The 18,719-nt window shown below is 72.1% G+C and carries 17 protein-coding genes; 9 read left to right on the forward strand and 8 right to left on the reverse strand.

Going from position 1 to position 18,719, the window contains the following annotated elements:
- Positions 1-158 precede the first annotated feature (158 nt).
- The gene (paaN, locus tag H293_RS0119005) at positions 159-1,850 is read left to right on the forward strand and encodes a phenylacetic acid degradation protein PaaN (protein ID WP_020119446.1); all 1,692 of its coding nucleotides are present in this window, start codon (positions 159-161) and stop codon (positions 1,848-1,850) included.
- Here paaN and H293_RS0119010 read toward each other — a convergent pair.
- From H293_RS0119010 to H293_RS0119020, 3 genes are read right to left on the reverse strand one after another with little or no spacing between them, the layout of a single operon-like run.
- Positions 1,847-2,593, reverse strand: a complete 747-nt coding sequence (locus H293_RS0119010; RefSeq protein ID WP_020119447.1) for a TrmH family RNA methyltransferase — start codon at positions 2,591-2,593, stop codon at positions 1,847-1,849. The genes paaN and H293_RS0119010 overlap by 4 nt on opposite strands.
- Positions 2,590-3,939, reverse strand: coding sequence for an HTTM domain-containing protein (locus H293_RS0119015; RefSeq protein WP_020119448.1), 1,350 nt, complete (start codon positions 3,937-3,939; stop codon positions 2,590-2,592). The genes H293_RS0119010 and H293_RS0119015 overlap by 4 nt, the downstream gene beginning before the upstream one ends.
- Positions 3,936-4,955: a DUF5819 family protein gene (locus tag H293_RS0119020; protein WP_020119449.1), complete on the reverse strand. Its 1,020-nt coding sequence runs from the start codon at positions 4,953-4,955 to the stop codon at positions 3,936-3,938. Before H293_RS0119020 ends, H293_RS0119015 begins: the two co-directional genes overlap by 4 nt.
- Positions 4,956-5,265: 310 nt before the next feature.
- Between H293_RS0119020 and paaA the strand changes: the two genes are divergently transcribed.
- The 6 genes from paaA to H293_RS0119050 all read left to right on the forward strand — a co-directional run bounded on the left by paaA (position 5,266) and on the right by H293_RS0119050 (position 10,133).
- Entirely contained in the window at positions 5,266-6,276 is a 1,011-nt protein-coding gene (paaA, locus tag H293_RS0119025; protein WP_020119450.1) for a 1,2-phenylacetyl-CoA epoxidase subunit PaaA, read from the forward strand.
- Positions 6,273-6,560 carry a 1,2-phenylacetyl-CoA epoxidase subunit PaaB gene (paaB, locus tag H293_RS0119030; RefSeq protein WP_020119451.1) on the forward strand — a complete coding sequence of 96 codons (288 nt, stop codon included), beginning with the start codon at positions 6,273-6,275 and terminating at the stop codon, positions 6,558-6,560. Before paaA ends, paaB begins: the two co-directional genes overlap by 4 nt.
- Complete coding sequence (paaC, locus tag H293_RS0119035) at positions 6,557-7,306, forward strand: 1,2-phenylacetyl-CoA epoxidase subunit PaaC (protein ID WP_020119452.1); 750 nt, start codon at positions 6,557-6,559, stop codon at positions 7,304-7,306. The genes paaB and paaC overlap by 4 nt, the downstream gene beginning before the upstream one ends.
- A complete protein-coding gene (gene paaD, locus H293_RS0119040) occupies positions 7,300-7,827 on the forward strand; it encodes a 1,2-phenylacetyl-CoA epoxidase subunit PaaD (RefSeq protein WP_020119453.1) in 528 nt (175 codons plus the stop codon). The genes paaC and paaD overlap by 7 nt, the downstream gene beginning before the upstream one ends.
- On the forward strand, positions 7,827-8,885 hold the full coding sequence (locus H293_RS0119045) for a 2Fe-2S iron-sulfur cluster-binding protein (RefSeq protein WP_020119454.1): 1,059 nt from the start codon (positions 7,827-7,829) through the stop codon (positions 8,883-8,885). The genes paaD and H293_RS0119045 overlap by 1 nt, the downstream gene beginning before the upstream one ends.
- A 99-nt stretch (positions 8,886-8,984) precedes the next feature.
- Complete coding sequence (locus H293_RS0119050; RefSeq protein WP_020119455.1) at positions 8,985-10,133, forward strand: acyl-CoA dehydrogenase family protein; 1,149 nt, start codon at positions 8,985-8,987, stop codon at positions 10,131-10,133.
- A 114-nt stretch (positions 10,134-10,247) separates the two neighbouring features.
- Here the strand turns inward: H293_RS0119050 and H293_RS0119055 are convergent, their stop codons facing one another.
- The 5 genes from H293_RS0119055 to H293_RS0119075 all read right to left on the reverse strand — a co-directional run bounded on the left by H293_RS0119055 (position 10,248) and on the right by H293_RS0119075 (position 15,100).
- Entirely contained in the window at positions 10,248-10,577 is a 330-nt protein-coding gene (locus H293_RS0119055) for a rhodanese-like domain-containing protein (protein ID WP_020119456.1), read from the reverse strand.
- A gap of 56 nt (positions 10,578-10,633) precedes the next feature.
- Positions 10,634-11,449 (reverse strand): J domain-containing protein, encoded by an 816-nt coding sequence (locus tag H293_RS0119060; protein WP_028807995.1) that lies wholly within the window; start codon positions 11,447-11,449, stop codon positions 10,634-10,636.
- A 71-nt stretch (positions 11,450-11,520) separates the two neighbouring features.
- Complete coding sequence (locus H293_RS0119065) at positions 11,521-13,044, reverse strand: DUF2252 domain-containing protein (RefSeq protein WP_078612620.1); 1,524 nt, start codon at positions 13,042-13,044, stop codon at positions 11,521-11,523.
- Between the two features lie 116 nt (positions 13,045-13,160).
- A complete protein-coding gene (locus H293_RS0119070; RefSeq protein WP_020119459.1) occupies positions 13,161-13,793 on the reverse strand; it encodes a response regulator transcription factor in 633 nt (210 codons plus the stop codon).
- The gene (locus H293_RS0119075) at positions 13,793-15,100 is read right to left on the reverse strand and encodes a sensor histidine kinase (RefSeq protein ID WP_020119460.1); all 1,308 of its coding nucleotides are present in this window, start codon (positions 15,098-15,100) and stop codon (positions 13,793-13,795) included. The genes H293_RS0119070 and H293_RS0119075 overlap by 1 nt, the downstream gene beginning before the upstream one ends.
- 190 nt (positions 15,101-15,290) lie before the next feature.
- Between H293_RS0119075 and H293_RS49735 the strand changes: the two genes are divergently transcribed.
- The gene (locus H293_RS49735) at positions 15,291-16,211 is read left to right on the forward strand and encodes an ABC transporter ATP-binding protein (protein ID WP_020119461.1); all 921 of its coding nucleotides are present in this window, start codon (positions 15,291-15,293) and stop codon (positions 16,209-16,211) included.
- Complete coding sequence (locus H293_RS0119085; RefSeq protein ID WP_020119462.1) at positions 16,205-18,718, forward strand: ABC transporter permease; 2,514 nt, start codon at positions 16,205-16,207, stop codon at positions 18,716-18,718. Before H293_RS49735 ends, H293_RS0119085 begins: the two co-directional genes overlap by 7 nt.
- The last annotated feature ends 1 nt before the right edge of the window (position 18,719 follow it).

An 18,719-nucleotide genomic window follows, 5' to 3' on the forward strand; every position in this document is an offset into this window, starting at 1 on the left:
GCGCGATCCTCCCGCACGGGGTTTTCCACAGATGCGGCGGACCCCCTTGTACCGACCGATCGTTCGGTTACTCTAACCCTGACCGGCTGTTCCTGCCCATATTTCTACCCAGGTCATGAACTCGACGAAGAGTTCGAAAGACGAGGAGTTGGTCCCGCATGGCCGCCGAACTGACCTACCACCAGCTGATCGCCGCGCACCGGCCCACCCTCGACCAGGCGCTGGAAGCGATCCGCACACGCGCGTACTGGTCCCCGCACCCGGAGCACCCCAAGGCCTACGGCGAGGCCGGCAGCCTCGACATGGCGGCGGGCAAAGCCGCCTTCGACGCCCTGCTGGGCACCCGCCTTGACCTCGGCCAGCCCGGTACCGACGACTTCGTGGGCGGCGAGGTCTCGCCCTACGGCATCGAGCTGGGCGTCGAGTACCCGCACGCGGACCTGGACGTGCTGCTGCCCGCGATGAAGGCGGGTCAGAAGGCCTGGCGGGACGCGGGTGCCGAGATCCGCGCGGTGGTGTGCCTGGAGATCCTCAAGCGGATCAGCGACCGGACCCACGAGTTCGCGCACGCGGTCATGCACACCAGCGGCCAGGCCTTCATGATGGCGTTCCAGGCGGGCGGCCCGCACGCGCAGGACCGCGGCCTGGAGGCAGTGGCGTACGCGTACGTGGAGCAGGTCCGCACCCCCGACACCGCGGAGTGGACCAAGCCGCAGGGCAAGCGAGACCCGCTCGCGCTCACCAAGCAGTTCACCCCGGTCCCGCGTGGGATCGGCCTGGTCATCGGCTGCAACACCTTCCCGACGTGGAACGGCTATCCGGGCCTGTTCGCCTCCCTGGCCACCGGCAACGCGGTCCTGGTGAAGCCCCACCCGCGCGCGGTGCTGCCGCTCGCGCTCACCGTCCAGGTGGCGCGGGACGTCCTGGGCGAGGCGGGCTTCGACCCGAACCTGGTGGCGCTCGCCGCCGAGCGCCCCGGCGAGGGCATCGCGAAGACCCTGGCCACGCGCCCCGAGATCCGGATCATCGACTACACCGGTTCGACGGAGTTCGGCGACTGGCTGGAGGCCAACGCCCGCCAGGCGCAGGTCTACACGGAGAAGGCCGGCGTCAACACGGTGCTCGTGGAGTCGGCCGGCGACTACAAGGGGATGCTCTCCAACCTGGCCTTCTCCCTGTCCCTGTACAGCGGCCAGATGTGCACCACCCCGCAGAACCTGCTGATCCCCCGGGACGGCATCCGCACCGACGAGGGCCCCAAGACCTTCGACGAGGTGGTCGCCGACCTCGCCCGCTCGGTCGACGGCCTCCTCGGCGACGACGCACGCGCCAACGCGCTGCTGGGCGCGATCGTCAACCCGGACGTCAAGGCGCGCCTGGAGGCCGCGGCCGGTCTCGGCGAAGTCGCCCTGGCCTCGCGGGAGATCGCCAACCCTGAGTTCCCGGGCGCGGTCGTACGCACGCCGGTCGTCGTCAAACTGGACGGCGCCAAGCCGGACGCCGAGGCCGCCTACATGAGCGAGTGCTTCGGGCCCGTCTCCTTCGCCGTCGCGGTCGACTCGGCGGCCGACGCGGTGGAGCTGCTGCGGCGCACGATCCGCGAGAAGGGCGCCATGACGGTCGGCGCGTACACCACCGACGAGGAGGTCGAGCAGGCCGTCCGGGAGGTCTGTCTGGAGGAGGCGGCGCAGTTGTCGCTGAACCTCGTCGGCGGGGTGTACGTCAACCAGACGGCCGCCTTCTCCGACTTCCACGGCTCGGGCGGCAACCCGGCGGCCAACTCCGCGCTGTGCGACGGGGCGTTCGTCGCCAACCGGTTCCGGGTGGTCGAGGTGCGCCGGGAAGCCTAGGCCTCGCCGAGACTCCAGTGGTAGAGGGTCATCGCCACACTGGTCGCCAGGTTGTAGCTGGAGACCTGGGGGCGCATCGGCAGCGCCACCAGGTGACCGGCACGCGCGCGCAGTTCGGGTGAGAGCCCGCTGCGCTCCGAGCCGAAGGCGAGGACGGCGTCGTCCGGGAGCTTCACGCCCCGGATGTCGTCGCCCTCCGGGTCCAGGGCGAACACCGGCCCGGGCGGCAGCTCGGCGACCTCCAGGCGCTCCACCGCGGTCGCGAAGTGCAGGCCCGCGCCACCGCGGACGACGGTCGGGTGCCAGGGGTCGAGCGTGCCCGTGGTGACCACGCCGGTCGCCCCGAAGCCCGCGGCCAGCCGGATCACCGCCCCCGCGTTGCCGAGGTTGCGCGGATTGTCGAGGACCACCACGGGGGCGGTACGCGGTGTGTGCGCCAGCTTCTCGAGATGGGCCGCCCGGGACGGCCGTACGGCCAGCGCCGCGACCCCCGTGGGATGCGGGCGCGGCACGAGGGACGCGTACACCGACTCCGGGACCTGCGTCAGCAGCGCGTCCAGGGTGTTCCGTACGTCCGGTGCCAGCTCCTCGGCCAGGGCGAGCGCGGCGCCCCGGTCGACGGCGACCGCCACGGGGACCTCGGCCCCGAAGCGCACGGCGTGCTTGAGGGCGTGGAAGCCGTCGAGCAGCACGCAGGTGTCGGCGAGCCGGTGCCACAGGCTCACGGGATCGGGACCGGTCATGCGGGGAAGCCTACGTGCCGGTGACCGGGGTTCTCGGGGTCGCCGGGGTTGTCGTCGCGGCGGTCGGCGGGCGGCGGGGTCTGCGCGGATCCCGGCTCCGCCGGTGGGGCCGGCCGACCGGGAGTCCGGTGCCCCTCAGGCGTTGGCCGCCCCTTCGGAACGCGCTGTCCGAGCAGAGCCGCTCCCGGGCCGCCCCCGCCCGGGGCCAAGCGCGCCCACAGCCGTCCACGGACGCGTGCGGCCCCCTCGCCCAGCCGGCGCAGGAACGACGTCGGCAGGAAGACCGAGTCGGCGGCGATCATCGCCAGCGAGAAGAACGGCAGTCCGAGGACGACCGCGATCACCGCGTGCTCGGTGATCATCGCCGCCAGCAGGACGTTCTTGACCCGCCGGTTGAACAGCGTGAACGGGAAGGCGACCTGCACGGCGACCGTGCCGTACGTCACCAGCATCACCATGACGCCGTTCGCCGACAGCAGGTCGGCGAGGGCGGGCCACGGTGAGAAGGACTCCAGATGCAGGGGGTAGTAGACGGCGGTGCCGTCCTGCCAGCGGGAGCCCTGGATCTTGTACCAGCCCGCCGTCGCGTAGATGAGACAGGCCTCGGCCATGATCACGAGCAGGGCGCCGTTGTGGACGATGTTGGCCACGACGTCGAGCATGATCCGCGACTGCCCGGACCGGGTGAACCGTCCGACCGCCCACCACAGGGCCTGCGCGAGCCACAGGGTCCACAGGAGCGCCGGGACGACCCAGTCGCCGCTCAGCCTGTCCAGGAAGGCCGACGACACCAGCACGAGCCCGAGGACGCCCCACAGGGCCGGCCCGACGCGGTCCACGACATGCTCTCCACGCGCGTGTGCCTCCCGTGTGCGACGGGCCCGCCGCTCGTCCAGCGACCAGACCTGGCCGCAGCGCGTGAAGACCAGGTAGATGCACATCAGATGCAGGACGTTGTCGCCGCCGTCGCCCATGAAGATGCTGCGGTTCTGGAGTGAGAGCACGCCGACCATGAAGAGCACGGACATCGCGCGGGTGCGCCAGCCGAGCAGCAGCAGGACGCTCGACACGACGGTGAGCACATAGACCGTCTCGAACCAGAACTGCCCGTCCGACCACATCAGGACCGTGAACGCGCCGTTGAGCGAGACCAGCTGTTCGGCGAGGTTCCAGCTCCACGGACCGTCCGGGCCGTACAGCTCCTGGCGGTGCGGGAACTCGCGCAGCAGGAACAGCAGCCAGGTCGCGCTGAAACCGATACGGATCATCGCGGTCTGGTAGGGGCCGAGGGCGGCCTCGGTGACGCGGGCGATGCCGGTGGACACCGCCAGGGCAAATCGGTTCACCGGGCGCTCCCCTCGGTGTCGTCCGCCGTCACGGCCCACCAGGGCAGCTCGCGGTAGACCGGCTGCACCTGCACCTTCTCCTCGCTCCACTTCGGCGGGGGCACGTTGGAGGTCCTGGAGCGGACCTGGACGCTCACGAGGACGTCGCCCCGCGCGGTCGCGTGGTCGCGCTCCAGACGCAGCACCACGATGCGGCGGAGATACGTCCCGGCCAGGGTGCCGCGCAGGCCGACCGGGCGGTTGTCGGCGTCGTGCGTGGCGACGAAGAGGTCCCAGGAGCGGCGCAGCTCGTTCTGCTGGGTGTGGCTGGGCAGCAGATTGCCGTCGATGGCCCGGCCGTCCTGGGCGGACAGGTCGTACCAGCCGGTCGTACGGCTGCCGCCGTCCGCACTCCGTACCCGGGCCCGGACCTGCACCGCGATGTTCAGCTGGAGGGGGTTCGGCGCGAAGAGCTTCCAGTTCTGCTCGAACTCCGGATAGACCCAGTCGTCGACCGCCCCGCCGTGCTGCTTGGTCACCGTGTTCGACGGCGCGACGTGCAGGAACACCATCCCGATGTGCACACAGACCGCGACGGCCACGACGGCGAGCGCCAGGGCCACCCCGATCTGATAGCGCAGAGAGAGGGCGGCCACGCCGGTACGGGGCTCGGGGTCGGGGGCTCGGTAGGGGGCGAGGCCCGGGGCCGGGGCGGCCGGGCGTATCGCGGAGGGGCGGGTGTCGGAGGGGTCGGGGTGGGCGGCCTCAGAGGAGCCGGGGTGGGTGGGCTCGGCGAACGGATTGCTCGTGGCCGACCGCACCTCAGCGGGTCCACGATCCTGCGCGGGGACCTTCGCCAGTGCCTCGGCGGCCGCGTCCGGCTGACCCGGCGCCTCCGGCTCACCCGGCGCCTCGGGACCGTTCGCCCCGTGCGACCCGTAGACCTCCTCTGGTCGCTCCGGCTCAGGGGCATCGCCCGGCTCGCTCGCGGCGCCCGGTCCTCGCCGGGCGTTCGAGCCTCCGTCGTACGCGTCCATTCCGCCCCGTTCCCGATTCCGGTCCGTCCACCGCCGCCCGGCCGCAGACGGCGGCGCCCGGTGGCCGGCGCCCGCACCCGCCTCGCCGCGGTGGCTCGCACGGCACGGTACTCAGGCCCGACCGCCCCGCACAGCCCCTGTGGACCGGCCCCGCCGTGGCCGTTCTCACTCCCGCCCCGGTTTTCCACAGGCTGGCCCGTGGGTTTTCCACAGCGGTTGACACCTTACGGCGCCCGGCACACCATGGAATCGCACGAACCGAACGATCGGTCGGGAGCAGGTTCCGGCGGAGCCCAGGCGAGGGGGCCTCATGGCGACAGCAGCCGCGCAGCAGACGGCGAGCACACAGGCGTACGGCGCTCAGGGCGCCATCGGCGACACCACCGCGTACCAGAGCGTCTTCGACGCCGCCGTGGCCGCCGACGAGCGCATCGAGCCGCGCGACTGGATGCCGGACGCCTATCGCGCGACCCTGGTCCGTCAGATCGCGCAGCACGCCCACTCCGAGATCATCGGCATGCAGCCGGAGGCGAACTGGATCACGCGCGCCCCCTCCCTGCGCCGCAAGGCCATCCTGATGGCCAAGGTCCAGGACGAGGCGGGGCACGGCCTCTACCTCTACAGCGCGGCGGAAACGCTGGGCACCGGGCGCGACGAGCTCCTCGACAAGCTCCACTCCGGCCGCCAGAAGTACTCCTCGATCTTCAACTACCCGACCCTGACCTGGGCGGACGTCGGCGCGATCGGCTGGCTGGTGGACGGCGCCGCGATCACCAACCAGGTCCCCCTGTGCCGCTGCTCCTACGGCCCGTACGCGCGCGCGATGGTCCGTATCTGCAAGGAGGAGTCCTTCCACCAACGCCAGGGCTACGAGCTGCTGCTGGCCCTGAGCAAGGGCACGCCCGAGCAGCACGCGATGGCCCAGGACGCGGTGGACCGCTGGTGGTGGCCGTCCCTGATGATGTTCGGCCCGCCCGACGACGAGTCCGCGCACTCCGCGCAGTCGATGGCCTGGAAGATCAAGCGCCATTCCAACGACGAGCTGCGTCAGCGTTTCGTCGACATCTGCGTCCCCCAGGCCGAGTCCCTGGGCCTCACCCTCCCCGACCCGGACCTGCGGTGGAACGAGGAGCGGGGACACCACGACTTCGGCCCGATCGACTGGACGGAGTTCCGGGAGGTCCTCAAGGGCAACGGCCCGTGCAACGAACAACGCATCACCCAGCGCAGGAAGGCGCACGACGAGGGCGCCTGGGTGCGCGAGGCGGCCGCGGCCCACGCGGCGAAGCACATCGGCGAGACAGGAGCGACGCGCGCATGACGAACACCGACTGGCCCCTGTGGGAGGTTTTCGTGCGCTCGCGCCGCGGCCTCTCCCACACCCACGCCGGCAGCCTGCACGCCCCGGACGCGGAGCTCGCCCTGCGCAACGCCCGCGACCTGTACACCCGGCGCGGCGAGGGCGTTTCGATCTGGGTCGTCCCCTCGTCCGCGATCACGGCCTCCTCGCCCGACGAGAAGGACCCGTTCTTCGAGCCGTCCGCCGACAAGCCGTACCGGCACCCCACGTTCTACGAGATCCCGGAGGGGGTGAAGCACCTGTGAGCACACCTGAGACGACGGCCGCTCCCACGGCCTCCCCCATTCCCCGGGCTGCCGCGATCGCCCTCGGCGACGACGCGCTGGTGCTCTCGCACCGCCTCGGCGAGTGGGCGGGCCACGCCCCGGTCCTGGAGGAGGAGGTCGCCCTCGCCAACATCGCCCTCGATCTGCTCGGCCAGGCCCGGGTGCTGCTGTCCCTGGCCGGCGACGAGGACGAACTGGCGTATCTGCGCGAGGAGCGCGCCTTCCGCAACCTCCAGCTGGTGGAGCAGCCGAACGGCGACTTCGCCCACACCATCGTCCGCCAGCTCTACTTCTCCACCTACCAGCACCTGCTCTACGCCGAACTGGCAGCGGGCGGCGGCCCCTTCGCCCCGCTCGCCGCGAAGGCCGTCAAGGAGGTCGCCTACCACCGCGACCACGCCGAGCAGTGGACCCTGCGGCTCGGTGACGGCACCGAGGAGAGCCACGCCCGGATGCTGCGGGCGTGCGAGGCGCTGTGGCGGTTCACCGGTGAGTTGTTCCAGCCGGTGGAGGGCGTGGAGGTCGACGGGAAGCGCATGGAGACCGCCTGGCTGGCGTCCGTGGGGGAGATCCTGCGCCGGGCCACCCTGAGCGTCCCCGAGGGGCCGCGCTCGGGCGCGTGGGCCGCCGGGGCGGGACGGCAGGGCCTGCACACCGAGTCCTTCGGGCGGATGCTCGCCGAGATGCAGCACCTGCACCGCAGCCACCCGGGGGCGTCATGGTGACGCTCACCCCGCTGGAGACCGAGTTGTTCGCGCTCGCCGGTTCGGTGCCCGACCCCGAGCTGCCGGTGCTCACCCTGCGCGAGCTGGGCGTGCTGCGCGCGGTGCATGTCCGGGACGCGGACTCGGTCGAGGTCGAGCTGACCCCGACGTACACCGGCTGCCCGGCCATCGAGGCGATGTCCCAGGACATAGAGCGGGTGCTGCGCGACCACGGCGTGCGGGAGGTCATGGTGCGCACGGTGCTCGCGCCCGCCTGGTCGACCGACGACATCACCGCCGAAGGGCGCCGCAAGCTGCGGGAGTTCGGCATAGCGCCACCCCGCGTGGCGGCGGCGGCCGGGCCGGTCGCGGTGGGACTGGGACCGACGCGGACACGGGACGCGCAGGCCGAAGCCATCCTCTGCCCGCACTGCGGCTCCGCCGACACCGAACTGCTCAGCCGGTTCTCCTCCACCGCGTGCAAGGCGCTGCGGCGCTGCTTGGACTGCCGTGAACCGTTCGACCACTTCAAGGAGTTGTGATGGCCCGCTTCCACCCGCTCCCGGTGGCCGCGGTCGACCGGCTCACCGACGACTCCGTGGCCCTGACCCTCACCGTGCCGCCCGAGCTGCGCGAGGAGTTCCGGTACGCCGCCGGCCAGCATCTCGCCCTGCGCCGCACGGCCGACGGCACGGAGATACGCCGGACCTACTCCATCTGCTCCCCGGCACCGGACGGCGAGGGACCACGCGAACTGCGGGTCGGCGTGCGGCTGGTGGAGGGCGGCGCCTTCTCGACCTACGCGCTCAAGGAGATCAACGTCGGCGACGAGCTGGAGGTGATGACACCGGCGGGCCGGTTCACCCTCGACCCGGCGCCCGGTCTGTACGCGGCGGTCGTCGGCGGCAGTGGCATCACCCCGGTGCTGTCGATCGTGGCGACGCTGCTGGCGCGCGAGCCCGAGGCCCGGTTCTGTCTGATCCGCAGCGACCGCACTTCCGCGTCGACGATGTTCCTGGAGGAGGTCGCCGACCTGAAGGACCGCTACCCCGAGCGGTTCCAGCTGGTCACGGTGCTCTCCCGGGAGGAGCAGCAGGCAGGGTTGCCCTCCGGACGGCTCGACCGGCAGCGGCTGACCGGGCTGCTGCCGGCACTGCTGCCGGTGGACCGGGTGGCGGGCTGGTTCCTGTGCGGGCCGTTCGGACTGGTGCAGGGTGCGGAGCGGGCGTTGCGGGAACTCGGGGTCGCGCGTACCCGGATCCACGAGGAGATCTTCCATGTGGACGCGGGGGCTGCCCCGGCACAGACGGTTCCCGCGCCCGCGCACAGCACGGTGACCGCGCGGCTCGACGGACGCGGCGGCAGCTGGCCCGTCCAGGACGGTGAGTCGCTGCTGGAGACGGTGCTGCGCAACCGGTCCGACGCGCCCTACGCCTGCAAGGGCGGGGTGTGCGGGACCTGCCGGGCCTTCCTGGTCTCCGGCGAGGTCCGCATGGACCGCAACTTCGCGCTGGAGCCGGAGGAGACGCAGGCGGGCTATGTGCTGGCGTGCCAGTCGCATCCGGTGACGGAGAAGGTGGAGCTGGACTTCGACAGGTAGGCCGGGGAAGCCCGTTCCCTTCTTCTAGAACCTGTTCTATCTTGACGGACCGCCAGATCAGCTGACCCGATCTGCCGACCCGTCGGAAGGACAGGGACCGTGGACTTCACCTTCAGCGAGGAGCAGCAGGCGGCGGCCGAGGCGGCGCGGGGGGTGTTCGCCGACGTGGTGCCGGACGCGGTGCCGTCCCCGGCGCTGACCGCGGGTGCCGTGGCCGACGAGTTCGACCGCGCGCTGTGGGCCAGGCTCGCCGACGCGGACCTGCTGAGCCTGCTGGTGGCGGAGGAGTACGGCGGGGCGGGTCTGGACGCCGTCGCGCTGTGCCTGGTGCTGCGTGAATCGGCGAAGGTGCTGGCGCGGGTGCCCCTGCTGGAGAACAGTGCGGCCATGGCGGCCGTACAGGCTTACGGCGGGCCGGAGTTGAGGGGGCAGCTGCTGGAGCGGGCCGGGCGCGGCGAGATCGTGCTGACCGTCGCCGCGAGCGGCCGCACCGGGCACGATCCCGCCGAACTCGCCGTCACCGCACGGCAGGAGGAGGGGGAGGGCGAGGGCGCCGACTGGATCCTGGACGGGGTGCAGACGGCGGTGCCGTGGGCGTACGACGCGGACTTCGTCGTCGTCCCGGCGCACACGACCGCGGGCCGGACCGTCCTCGCGCTGGTGCCCCGGGCCCATGACGGGCTCGCACTCGGCGAACAGTTCTCCACCAGCGGGGAGCGGCTGGGCGAGCTGCACCTTGAGTCGGTGAGGATCACCGCGCGGGACGTGATCGACGTCGAGGGCGCGTGGGAGTGGCTGCGGGATCTGCTGACCACGGGGACCTGTGCGCTGGCACTCGGGCTGGGCGAGCGGGTCCTGAGGATGAGCAGTGAATACACCAGCAAGCGGGAGCAGTTCGGGTTCCCGGTCGCCACCTTCCAGGCCGTCGCCGTGCAGGCCGCCGACCGTTACATCGACCTGCGCGCCATGGAGGTCACGCTGTGGCAGGCAGCGTGGCGGATCGCCTCGGGAGCGCGCGGAGCGCTGCCGGTCGCGGGGGATGTCTCCGTGGCGAAGATCTGGGCCTCCGAGGGGGTGCGGAGGGTGGTGCAGACGGCACAACATCTGCACGGCGGGTTCGGCGCAGATGTCGACTACCCCCTGCACCGGTACCACGCCTGGGCCAAGCATCTGGAGCTGTCGCTCGGTCCGGCGGCGGCGCACGAGGAGGCGTTGGGGGATCTGCTGGCGGCACATCCCCTGGGCTGACACGCCCAACCCCCACACCAAGCGCCCGCCACCCACCGTCCGACACCGGGCCCCGGCACCCGGCACCCGGCACCAGATATTCCACCAGGTGCCCGCGATCAGAGCTGCCGACGGCTAGAGCACGAAGCCCGGTCGGCCGTCGTCGGTCACCACGGGGCGGCCGGCCTCGGCCCACAGCTGCATGCCGCCGTCCACGTTCGCGGCATCGATGCCCTGCTGGGCCAGGTACATCGTGACCTGGGCCGAGCGGCCGCCGGACCGGCAGATCACATGGACGCGGCCATCCTGCGGGGCGGCCTCGGTCAGCTCGCCGTAGCGGGCCACGAACTCACTGATGGGGATGTGGAGCGCCCCTTCGGCGTGACCCGCCTGCCACTCGTCGTCCTCACGGACGTCCAGCAGGAAATCGTCGTCCTTGAGGTCCGTGACCTGGACCGTGGGCACACCAGCACCGAAATTCATGAGTCCGACGCTACCCGACGCCCCGGGGACGCGGCCGGTCACTCCTGTGCGAGCAGTTCCCCGAGCTCCGCCTCGCGCGTGGAGACGTCGGTCAGGAGCTTCTCGGCGATCTCCTCCAGGAGGCGGTCCGGGTCGTCCGGTGCCATTCGGAGCATCGAGCCGATCGCGCTCTCCTCCAGCTCCCGCGCGACCAGCGACAGCAGTTCCTTGCGCCGGGCAAGCCATTCGAGGCGGGCGTAGAGCTCCTCGCTGGGAGTGGGGCCCTGCTCCGGAGGCTTGGGACCGGCGGCCCACTCCTCGGCCAGTTCCCGCAGGAGAGGCTCGTCGCCACGGGAGTAGGCCGCGTTGACCCGGGTGATGAACTCCTCGCGACGCGCCCGCTCGGAGTCGTCCTGAGCGAGGTCCGGGTGCGCCTTGCGGGCGAGCTCGCGGTAGAGCTTGCGGGCCTCGTCGCTGGGGCGCACCCGCTGCGGGGGCCGGACCGGCTGCTCGGTGAGCATCGCGGCGGCCTCGGGGAACAAACCCTCCCCGTCCATCCAGCCGTGGAACAGTTCCTCGACGCCGGGCATCGGCATCACCCGGGCGCGGGCCTCCTGCGCCTGGCGCAGATCCTCGGGGTCGCCGCTGCGGGCGGCCCGGATCTCCGCGATCTGCGCGTCCAGCTCGTCGAGGCGGGTGTACATCGGGCCGAGCTTCTGGTGGTGCAGGCGGGAGAAGTTCTCCACCTCGATGCGGAAGGTCTCCACCGCGATCTCGTACTCGATGAGCGCCTGCTCGGCGGCCCGCACGGCCCGCTCCAACCGCTCCGTACCTGCGGCGGCTGTGCCGTGGGGGTCAGCTTCCGGGGACGTCATCCGAACAGCGTAACCGTGTCGACCGGAGCCGGACGCCAACCGGGGTGACGGCCGGGGTGCCGGGCTGCTCCTCACACCCCCGTCTCCGCCGCGACCCTCCCCGCCCGGATCCCCGCCGTCAGTTCCGCGTGGTCCGCCTCCGTGCGGTCGGCGTAGGTCACTGCGAAGGTGGCGACGGCCTCGTCGAGCTCCTCGTTCTTGCCGCAGTAACCGGAGACCAGGCGCGGGTCGACGCTGTGCGAGTGGGCGCGGGCCAGGAGGGCGCCGGTCATGCGGCCGTAGTCGTCGATCTGGTCGGCGGACAGGGCGGCCGGGTCGACGCTGCCCTTGCGGTTGCGGAACTGGCGCACCTGGAAGGGACGGCCCTCGACGGTCGTCCAGCCCAGCAGGATGTCGCTGACGACCTGCATCCGCTTCTGGCCGAGGACCACCCGGCGGCCCTCGTGGTCGACCGGCGGCACGTCGAAGCCCGCGGTGACCAGGTGCGGCAGCAGGGCCGAGGGCCGCGCCTCCTTGACCTGGAGGACCAGCGGTTCGCCGCGGTGGTCCAGCAGCAGGACGACGTAGGAGCGGGTGCCCACGCTTCCCGTGCCGACGACGCGGAAGGCCACGTCGTGCACCGCGTGGCGAGCCAGCAGCGGGAGGCGGTCCTCGGAGAGCGTGGCCAGGTAGTGCTCCAGGGACGCGGCCACCGCCGCGGCCTCCTCGTCCGGCACCCGGCGCAGCACCGGCGGAGCGTCCACGAAGCGCCGGCCACCGTCCTCCGTGAGCTCCGTCGCCTTCGCCGCGAAGCGCCCGCTGGTGTTGGCCCGCGCCTTCTCCGAAACCCGCTCCAACGTGCCGACCAGGTCGTGGGCGTCGGTGTGGGAGACGAGTTCCTCGTCCGCGATCGCGTTCCACGCGTCCAGCACCGGGAGCTTGGCGAGCAGCCGCATGGTGCGCCGGTACGCGCCCACCGCCCCGTGCGCCGCCGCACGGCAGGTGTCCTCGTCGGCGCCGGTCTCCCGGCCCGCGAGGACCAGGGAGGCGGCGAGCCGCTTGAGGTCCCACTCCCAGGGGCCGTACACCGTCTCGTCGAAGTCGTTCAGGTCGATGACCAGGTCGCCGCGGGCGTCGCCGTACAGGCCGAAGTTCGCCGCGTGCGCGTCGCCGCAGATCTGGGCGCTGATCCTGGTCATCGGGGTGCGGGCGAGGTCGTAGGCCATGAGGCCGGCCGAGCCGCGCAGGAAGGCGAACGGCGTGGCCGCCATCCGGCCGACCCGCAGGGGAGTGAGCTCGGGCAGACGGCCCCGGCTCGACTCCTCGACCGCGTCCACCGCGCCGGGGCGGGAGATGTCGAGGTCCAGCGCCGCATGGGCACTGCGCGGGACGCTCTCCCGCAGGGCCTTGCCCTCCTTCTTGGGCGAGCCCTCGACGGGCCACTGGGCGAAGCCGCGCACCCGGGGCCGCCGCCGGGCCGAGCCCGGGGCCGCATCGGTCGACTCCGAGGCCGGCACCTCCCGCGCCCCGGCCTCCTCACCGGCCCGCGCCCCGGCCTTCGCCTCCACACCGGCATCGGCCACAGCGACCGCCTCCCCCGTGACTCGCAAGAACATCAACTCGTGCAGACCGTACAACCACCGGCCGAAACGCGTCAGACCCTGTGGACAACTCCACAGCCGTGACTCCACAGCTGTGGAAAACCGCTGGGAGGCGACACGGCCCGCGTCCCTCACGCCCGCAAGTACGCCAACACAGCCAGCACCCGCCGATGGGACTCCTCCGCCGGCGGCAGGTCCAGCTTCGTCAGGATGCCGCCGATGTGCTTGCCGACCGCGGCCTCGGACACCACCAGTTCCCGGGCGATCGCCCCGTTGGACTTGCCCTCGGCGATCAGGGCGAGGACCTCACGCTCGCGCGGGGTGAGCCGCTCCAGCGGATCACGGCGACGGCGCAGCAACTGCCGTACGACTTCGGGGTCCACGACCGTCCCCCCGTCCGCGACCTCGCACAGGGCGTCGACGAACTGCTCGACCTGGCCGACCCGGTCCTTGAGCAGATAGCCGACACCCGTGCCGTCTCCGGAGTCGAGGAGCTCGGAGGCGTACGCCCGCTGCACGTACTGGCTGAGGACCAGCACCGGCAGGCCGGGGCGCCGCTCCCGCAGGCGGACCGCCGCGTGCAGCCCCTCGTCCTGGAAGCCTGGCGGCATACGGACGTCTGTCACGACGATGTCGGGGCTGTGCTCCTCGACCGCGACCAGCAGGGCCTCGGCGTCGCCGACCGCCGCGACGACCTCGTGGCCGCAGCGGCCGAGCAGACCGATCAGCCCCTCGCGCAGCAGCACGCTGTCCTCGGCGAGCACTATCCGGAGCGATCGCGTTTCGCCGTCACCCCGTGCGTCCCGCGCGCCTCGGCCGACCCGGTCACCTCGCAAGGGAACTCCACACGCAACATGGTCGGACCACCCGGCGGACTGGACAGGGAGAGTCTGCCATCCAGGACCGACACCCGGTCGGCGAATCCGGTCAGTCCGCTGCCCGCCGAGACGTCCGCGCCGCCGCGGCCGTCGTCCCGCACCTCCAGCAGCAGCCGCCCACGCGAGTGGCCGCCACGCACCTCGGCCCGCCCCGCCCCGCTGTGCTTGGCGACGTTGGCCAGGGCCTCGCAGACCACGAAGTAGGCGGCCGCCTCCACCGCCTGGTCCAGCCGCCCCGGCACCGAAAGATCGACGTCGACCGGGACGACGGAACGGTCCGCGGCGTCGGCGACGGCGGCGCTCAGACCGTAGTCCGCGAGGACCTTGGGGTGGATGCCCTGGATGAGCTCGCGCAGCTCGGCCAGGGCCTTTCCCGCCTCGTCGTGGGCCTTGGCGAGCTGGTCGGCGAGCGGTCCGGACGGGGCGTCGAGACGGGCCAGGCCGAGGGCCATCGTCAGGGCCACCAGGCGCTGTTGGGCCCCGTCGTGCAGATCGCGTTCGATGCGCCTGCGCTCCGCCTCGAAGGCGTCCACCAACCGCAAGCGCGAACGGCTCAATTCGACCACTCTGGCGTCCAGCTCACCGTCACGTGAAGCGACCAGCAGCCGCGTGAGGCCGGCCCGGGCGCCCGCCACGACCCCCAGCACGTACAGGCCCACTGCCAGGAGCAGCAGCCCCAATACGGCCACCCCGAAGGCCGTCGGCCAGGTGGTGACCGTCCACTGCTTGAGCACCTTCGCCTCCCGGCCGTCCCCGACCGTGGCCATGAGCAGCGGGGTGGCGGCCATGGAGACCGGAAGGAGCAGAGCGACGGTGACCGCGAGGGCGTCGACCGGCCAGAGCAGCCCGGCGAACAGCAGGGTGTACCCGAACTCGCGCCAGGTCGCCTGTTCCCTCAGCCGCGTCGTCAGCCACGGCCACAGCCCCGTGGCGGCAGGCGCCCGGTGCGGATCAGGTACCGGGTCCGCGTCGACCAGGCACAGTCGCCGCCGTTCCACCCGCGCGACCACGACACCGGACAGCGCCAGCATGACGAGCAACGGCAGTCCCACGAGTACGGCGGTGAGCGCCCCGCCGACCACCACCAGCGTCACGATCCCCACCAGCGCGACCATGCCGGCCACCGCACCGCTCAGCAGATATCCGACCGAGCGCCAGGGCCACGCCGACAGCAGGAAGCCCGGCCGGGACATGGCTTGCCACACATTCCGAGGATGCATGCGGATCACCGTAGAAGCGCGGCGCGGGGCGGGGCCATTGGCCAGGACGGAGGAGCCGGGGTATGGCCGGCCCTACCCCAGGACTCGGTCCCGCCGCACTGCGCCCGAGCACCTCCGAACGGTTTCGTGGCGCCACCGAGAACACCGGACGAGTGGGGGATCCATGACCACCGACGCCATCAGCCTGCGATCCGTCAGCAGGACGTACGGCAAGGCACCCGGCAGCACATACGGCAGGACGCGCAACAGAACGCACAACAGCAACAGCAGACCCGCCTCACCCGACGACACCCCCCTGACCGTCACCGCACTCCAAGACGTCACCCTGGCCTTCCCCCGCGGCACCTTCACCGCCGTCATGGGCCCCTCCGGCTCCGGCAAGTCGACCCTGCTGCAGTGCGCCGCGGACCTGGACCGGCCCACCTCGGGCTCCGTCACCATGAGCGGCACCGAGCTCACGACGCTCAGCGAGACCGAACTGACCCTGCTCCGGCGTGAGCGCATCGGGTTCGTCTTCCAGGCGTTCAACCTGCTGCCCTCACTCACCGCCGAGCAGAACGTCGCCCTGCCGCTCAGGCTGGCCGGCCGACGCGTACCGAAGGCCCGCATCCGCGAGGTGCTCCAGCAGGTCGGTCTCGCCGAACGCGCCCGGCACCGGCCGACAGAGCTGTCCGGCGGCCAGCAGCAGCGCGTCGCCCTGGCCCGTGCCCTGGTCACCCGCCCTGAAGTCCTCTTCGGCGACGAACCGACCGGCGCCCTGGACTCGCAGACCGGCCGCGAGGTACTGACCTTGTTGCGTGCCATGGTCGACCGAGAGGGCCAGACCGTCGTCATGGTCACGCATGACCCCGTGGCCGCGTCCTATGCCGACCGCGTGGTCTTCCTCGTCGACGGCCGGTTCAACGGTGAACTCGTCGGAGCGGGCACCAACGACATCGCCACCCACATGGCCACGCGGGAAACCACACCGCCGGCCCGCCCGGCCGCCCTTCCCGCACCCCACCCCACGTCACACCGCACACCGCACCCCGGACCTCAACCCGCACCCGGCACCGGGACCCGCCCGGAAGGCCGGCCGTGCTGACCATCGCCCTCCACACCCTCCGCACCCGCTGGTCCACCTTCCTGGGCACGTTCGTCACCCTCTCCCTCGGCGTCGCCCTGCTCACCGTGATGGGCCTGACCCTCGCCTCCTCCCTGGACGCGCCGGAGAGACAGCCGGAGCGGTTCGCCCTCGCACCAGTCGTCGTGCAGGGCCAGAACACCTTGAGCGTGCCGGCTTCGATCGGCACCCATGTTTCACGTGAAACACGCGAACTCGCCCACCCCCGCCCGGTGCCCGAGGCCACCGTGACCGCGTTGAAGGAGCTCGGCACGGTCATCCCGGACCGCTCCTTCCCGGTGCGCGCCGAGGGCGGCCCTGGCCATCTCGTCGGTCACCCCTGGTCCACTGCCGCCTTCGCCCCTTACGAGATCGTTGAGGGCCGCGCACCCCGTACAGCGGACGAAGTGGTCGTCACCGGTGACTGGACGCATCCAGGCAACCGGCTGCGCACCGACCACGGCGCCGTGCGGGTCGTAGGCACCGTCCTCTCGCGGGGCTTCGAGACCGCCGTCTTCTACACCGACGCCCGCGCCGCCGCGTTGTCCCCGAAGAGCACACAACTCGTGGTGGAGGCAGCCGCACGAGACGTACGAGAAGCAGTGGAAGGCGACTCCGTCCACGTGCTCACCGGCAGCGCCCGCCGTCTCGCCGACCCCGACCCGGACCGCGACCGGGAGGCGCTCACCGCGATGAACGCCCTGTTCGGCACCGCCGGCGGAGTCACCGCGTTCGTGTCGGTGTTCGTCGTGGCGTCCACCTTCGCCTTCGCGGTCGCCCAGCGGCGCCGGGAGTTCGGCCTGCTGCGCACCGCGGGAGCCACGCCCGGGCAGATCCGCCGGACGGTGTCCGCGGAGGCGCTGCTGGTCGGTGTCCTCGCCTCGGCCACCGGCTGCGTGCTCGGCTCGTACGGCGCCCCACGCCTCGCCGCCTGGGTGGTCGAAGTCGGCCTCGCGCCTGGCTGGTTCGCCATCGGTGATGCCAAGTGGCCGTACCACATGGCCTTTTGGACGGGTCTGCTCGTCGCGCTGCTCGGTGTTGTCGCCGCGTCCTGGCGGGCGGGCCGCACCGGTGCCGCCCAAGCACTGCGCGAGGCCTCCGTGGATGCCGGATCGATGACATGGGGCCGCCTGCTGTTCGGTTCCGGCCTGCTGCTGACCGCCGCGGTGACGCTGGCCCTGGCGCTGGTCACCGACCCGGGTGAGTTGCTGCACCGCAAGACGTACGTCAGCCGTCCGATGCTGCTGATCACCGCGGTCGCGCTGCTCGCGCCGGTCCTGGTGCGGCCGCTGACCCGGCTGCTCGCCTGGCTGTCGGCCCAACTCCCGGGCGCGGGAGGAATACTGGTGGGGGAGAACGCGACCGCGGGAGTCCGCCGTACAGCAGCCGTGGCGGCACCCGTCCTGGTCACGGTCGCCCTCACGGGCTCACTGCTGGGGGCGACCGCCACGCTGAACGCGGCGAAGGCCACCGAGGCACGCGAGCGGACCACGGCCGACTTCGTGGTCGTCCCCGCCGGGGACGCCGACCATGCCGGGAGCAAACGCCCCGCGGACAGCTCGGACACCATCTCCACCGAGACCCCGGCCTTCGACGCGCACACACTCCAGAGGCTCCGAGCGATCCCCGGCACCACGGTCTCCGCGAGCTCGTCGAGCGCCGTCTTCGTCCTGGCGGACGGCGTGGCCCTCATCAGGTCCGAGGCCCGCGCCGCCGAGGCCGCACCGCTCGCCGCGACCGCCGGCCTCCCCCTGGCCGCCGGAAAGGTGAGCGACCTCGACGACGGGTCGATCATCGTCAACGAGGAATGGGAGCGGCACACCGTCGGGCAGACCGTGGACGTGTGGCTCGGCGACGGCACCAGGAAGTCGCTGCGGATCGCCGCGGTGATGACGACCGGCACCGGTGACAACGGCGTCTACGTCACCCCGGCCAACGCCCCCGGCGCCCACATCGACCGCGTGGACGTCACCCTCGCGGCCGGTGCCGACCCGGCTGCCGTGGCCGGAGCCCTGCGCACCGCGGGCGGACACTTCCTGACCAGGGACGAATGGCTGCGGGCGAGTCACCCCGGAACCGACCGGACCACCCGGTACGGCTTTCTGCTGGTACTCGGCATCGCGCTGCTCTACACCGGGATCTCGCTGGCCAACACGATGGTCATGGCGACCTCGGACCGGCTGCGCGACCTGGCCGTGCTCCGCCTCGCCGGGGCCACCCGCCGCCAGGTGCTGCGGCTGGTCGGCGCCGAGGCGCTGACGGTCGTGGCGGTGGGCGGAGTGCTCGGGCTCCTGGTCGCCGGGATCAACCTGGCCGGGATGCAGGGTGCGTTGGGCCTGTTGTCGGTGCACGCTCCGATGCGGATCCCGTGGCCGGAGCTCGCGGTGGTCGGCGGAGCCTGCGCGGTCCTCGCCGTGACGTTCTCGGTCCTCCCGGCCGCCTGGGCGATGCGCCGCAGGGCCGTGGAACTGGCCGGTACGAGGGAATGAG

Source organism: Streptomyces canus 299MFChir4.1 (genome assembly GCF_000383615.1).
In the GTDB taxonomy this organism is placed as follows: Bacteria; Actinomycetota; Actinomycetes; order Streptomycetales; family Streptomycetaceae; genus Streptomyces; species Streptomyces canus_C.

Excerpts from the sequence above, each read along its gene's own strand:
- paaN (WP_020119446.1), top strand. The coding sequence starts at position 159 with ATGGCCGCCGAACTGACCTACCACCAGCTGATCGCCGCGCACCGGCCC.
- H293_RS0119010 (WP_020119447.1), bottom strand. The coding sequence starts at position 2,593 with ATGACCGGTCCCGATCCCGTGAGCCTGTGGCACCGGCTCGCCGACACC.
- H293_RS0119020 (WP_020119449.1), bottom strand. The coding sequence starts at position 4,955 with ATGGACGCGTACGACGGAGGCTCGAACGCCCGGCGAGGACCGGGCGCC.
- paaA (WP_020119450.1), top strand. The coding sequence starts at position 5,266 with ATGGCGACAGCAGCCGCGCAGCAGACGGCGAGCACACAGGCGTACGGC.
- paaB (WP_020119451.1), top strand. The coding sequence starts at position 6,273 with ATGACGAACACCGACTGGCCCCTGTGGGAGGTTTTCGTGCGCTCGCGC.
- paaD (WP_020119453.1), top strand. The coding sequence starts at position 7,300 with ATGGTGACGCTCACCCCGCTGGAGACCGAGTTGTTCGCGCTCGCCGGT.
- H293_RS0119045 (WP_020119454.1), top strand. The coding sequence starts at position 7,827 with ATGGCCCGCTTCCACCCGCTCCCGGTGGCCGCGGTCGACCGGCTCACC.
- H293_RS0119060 (WP_028807995.1), bottom strand. The coding sequence starts at position 11,449 with ATGACGTCCCCGGAAGCTGACCCCCACGGCACAGCCGCCGCAGGTACG.
- H293_RS0119065 (WP_078612620.1), bottom strand. The coding sequence starts at position 13,044 with ATGTTCTTGCGAGTCACGGGGGAGGCGGTCGCTGTGGCCGATGCCGGT.
- H293_RS0119075 (WP_020119460.1), bottom strand. The coding sequence starts at position 15,100 with ATGTCCCGGCCGGGCTTCCTGCTGTCGGCGTGGCCCTGGCGCTCGGTC.
- H293_RS49735 (WP_020119461.1), top strand. The coding sequence starts at position 15,291 with ATGACCACCGACGCCATCAGCCTGCGATCCGTCAGCAGGACGTACGGC.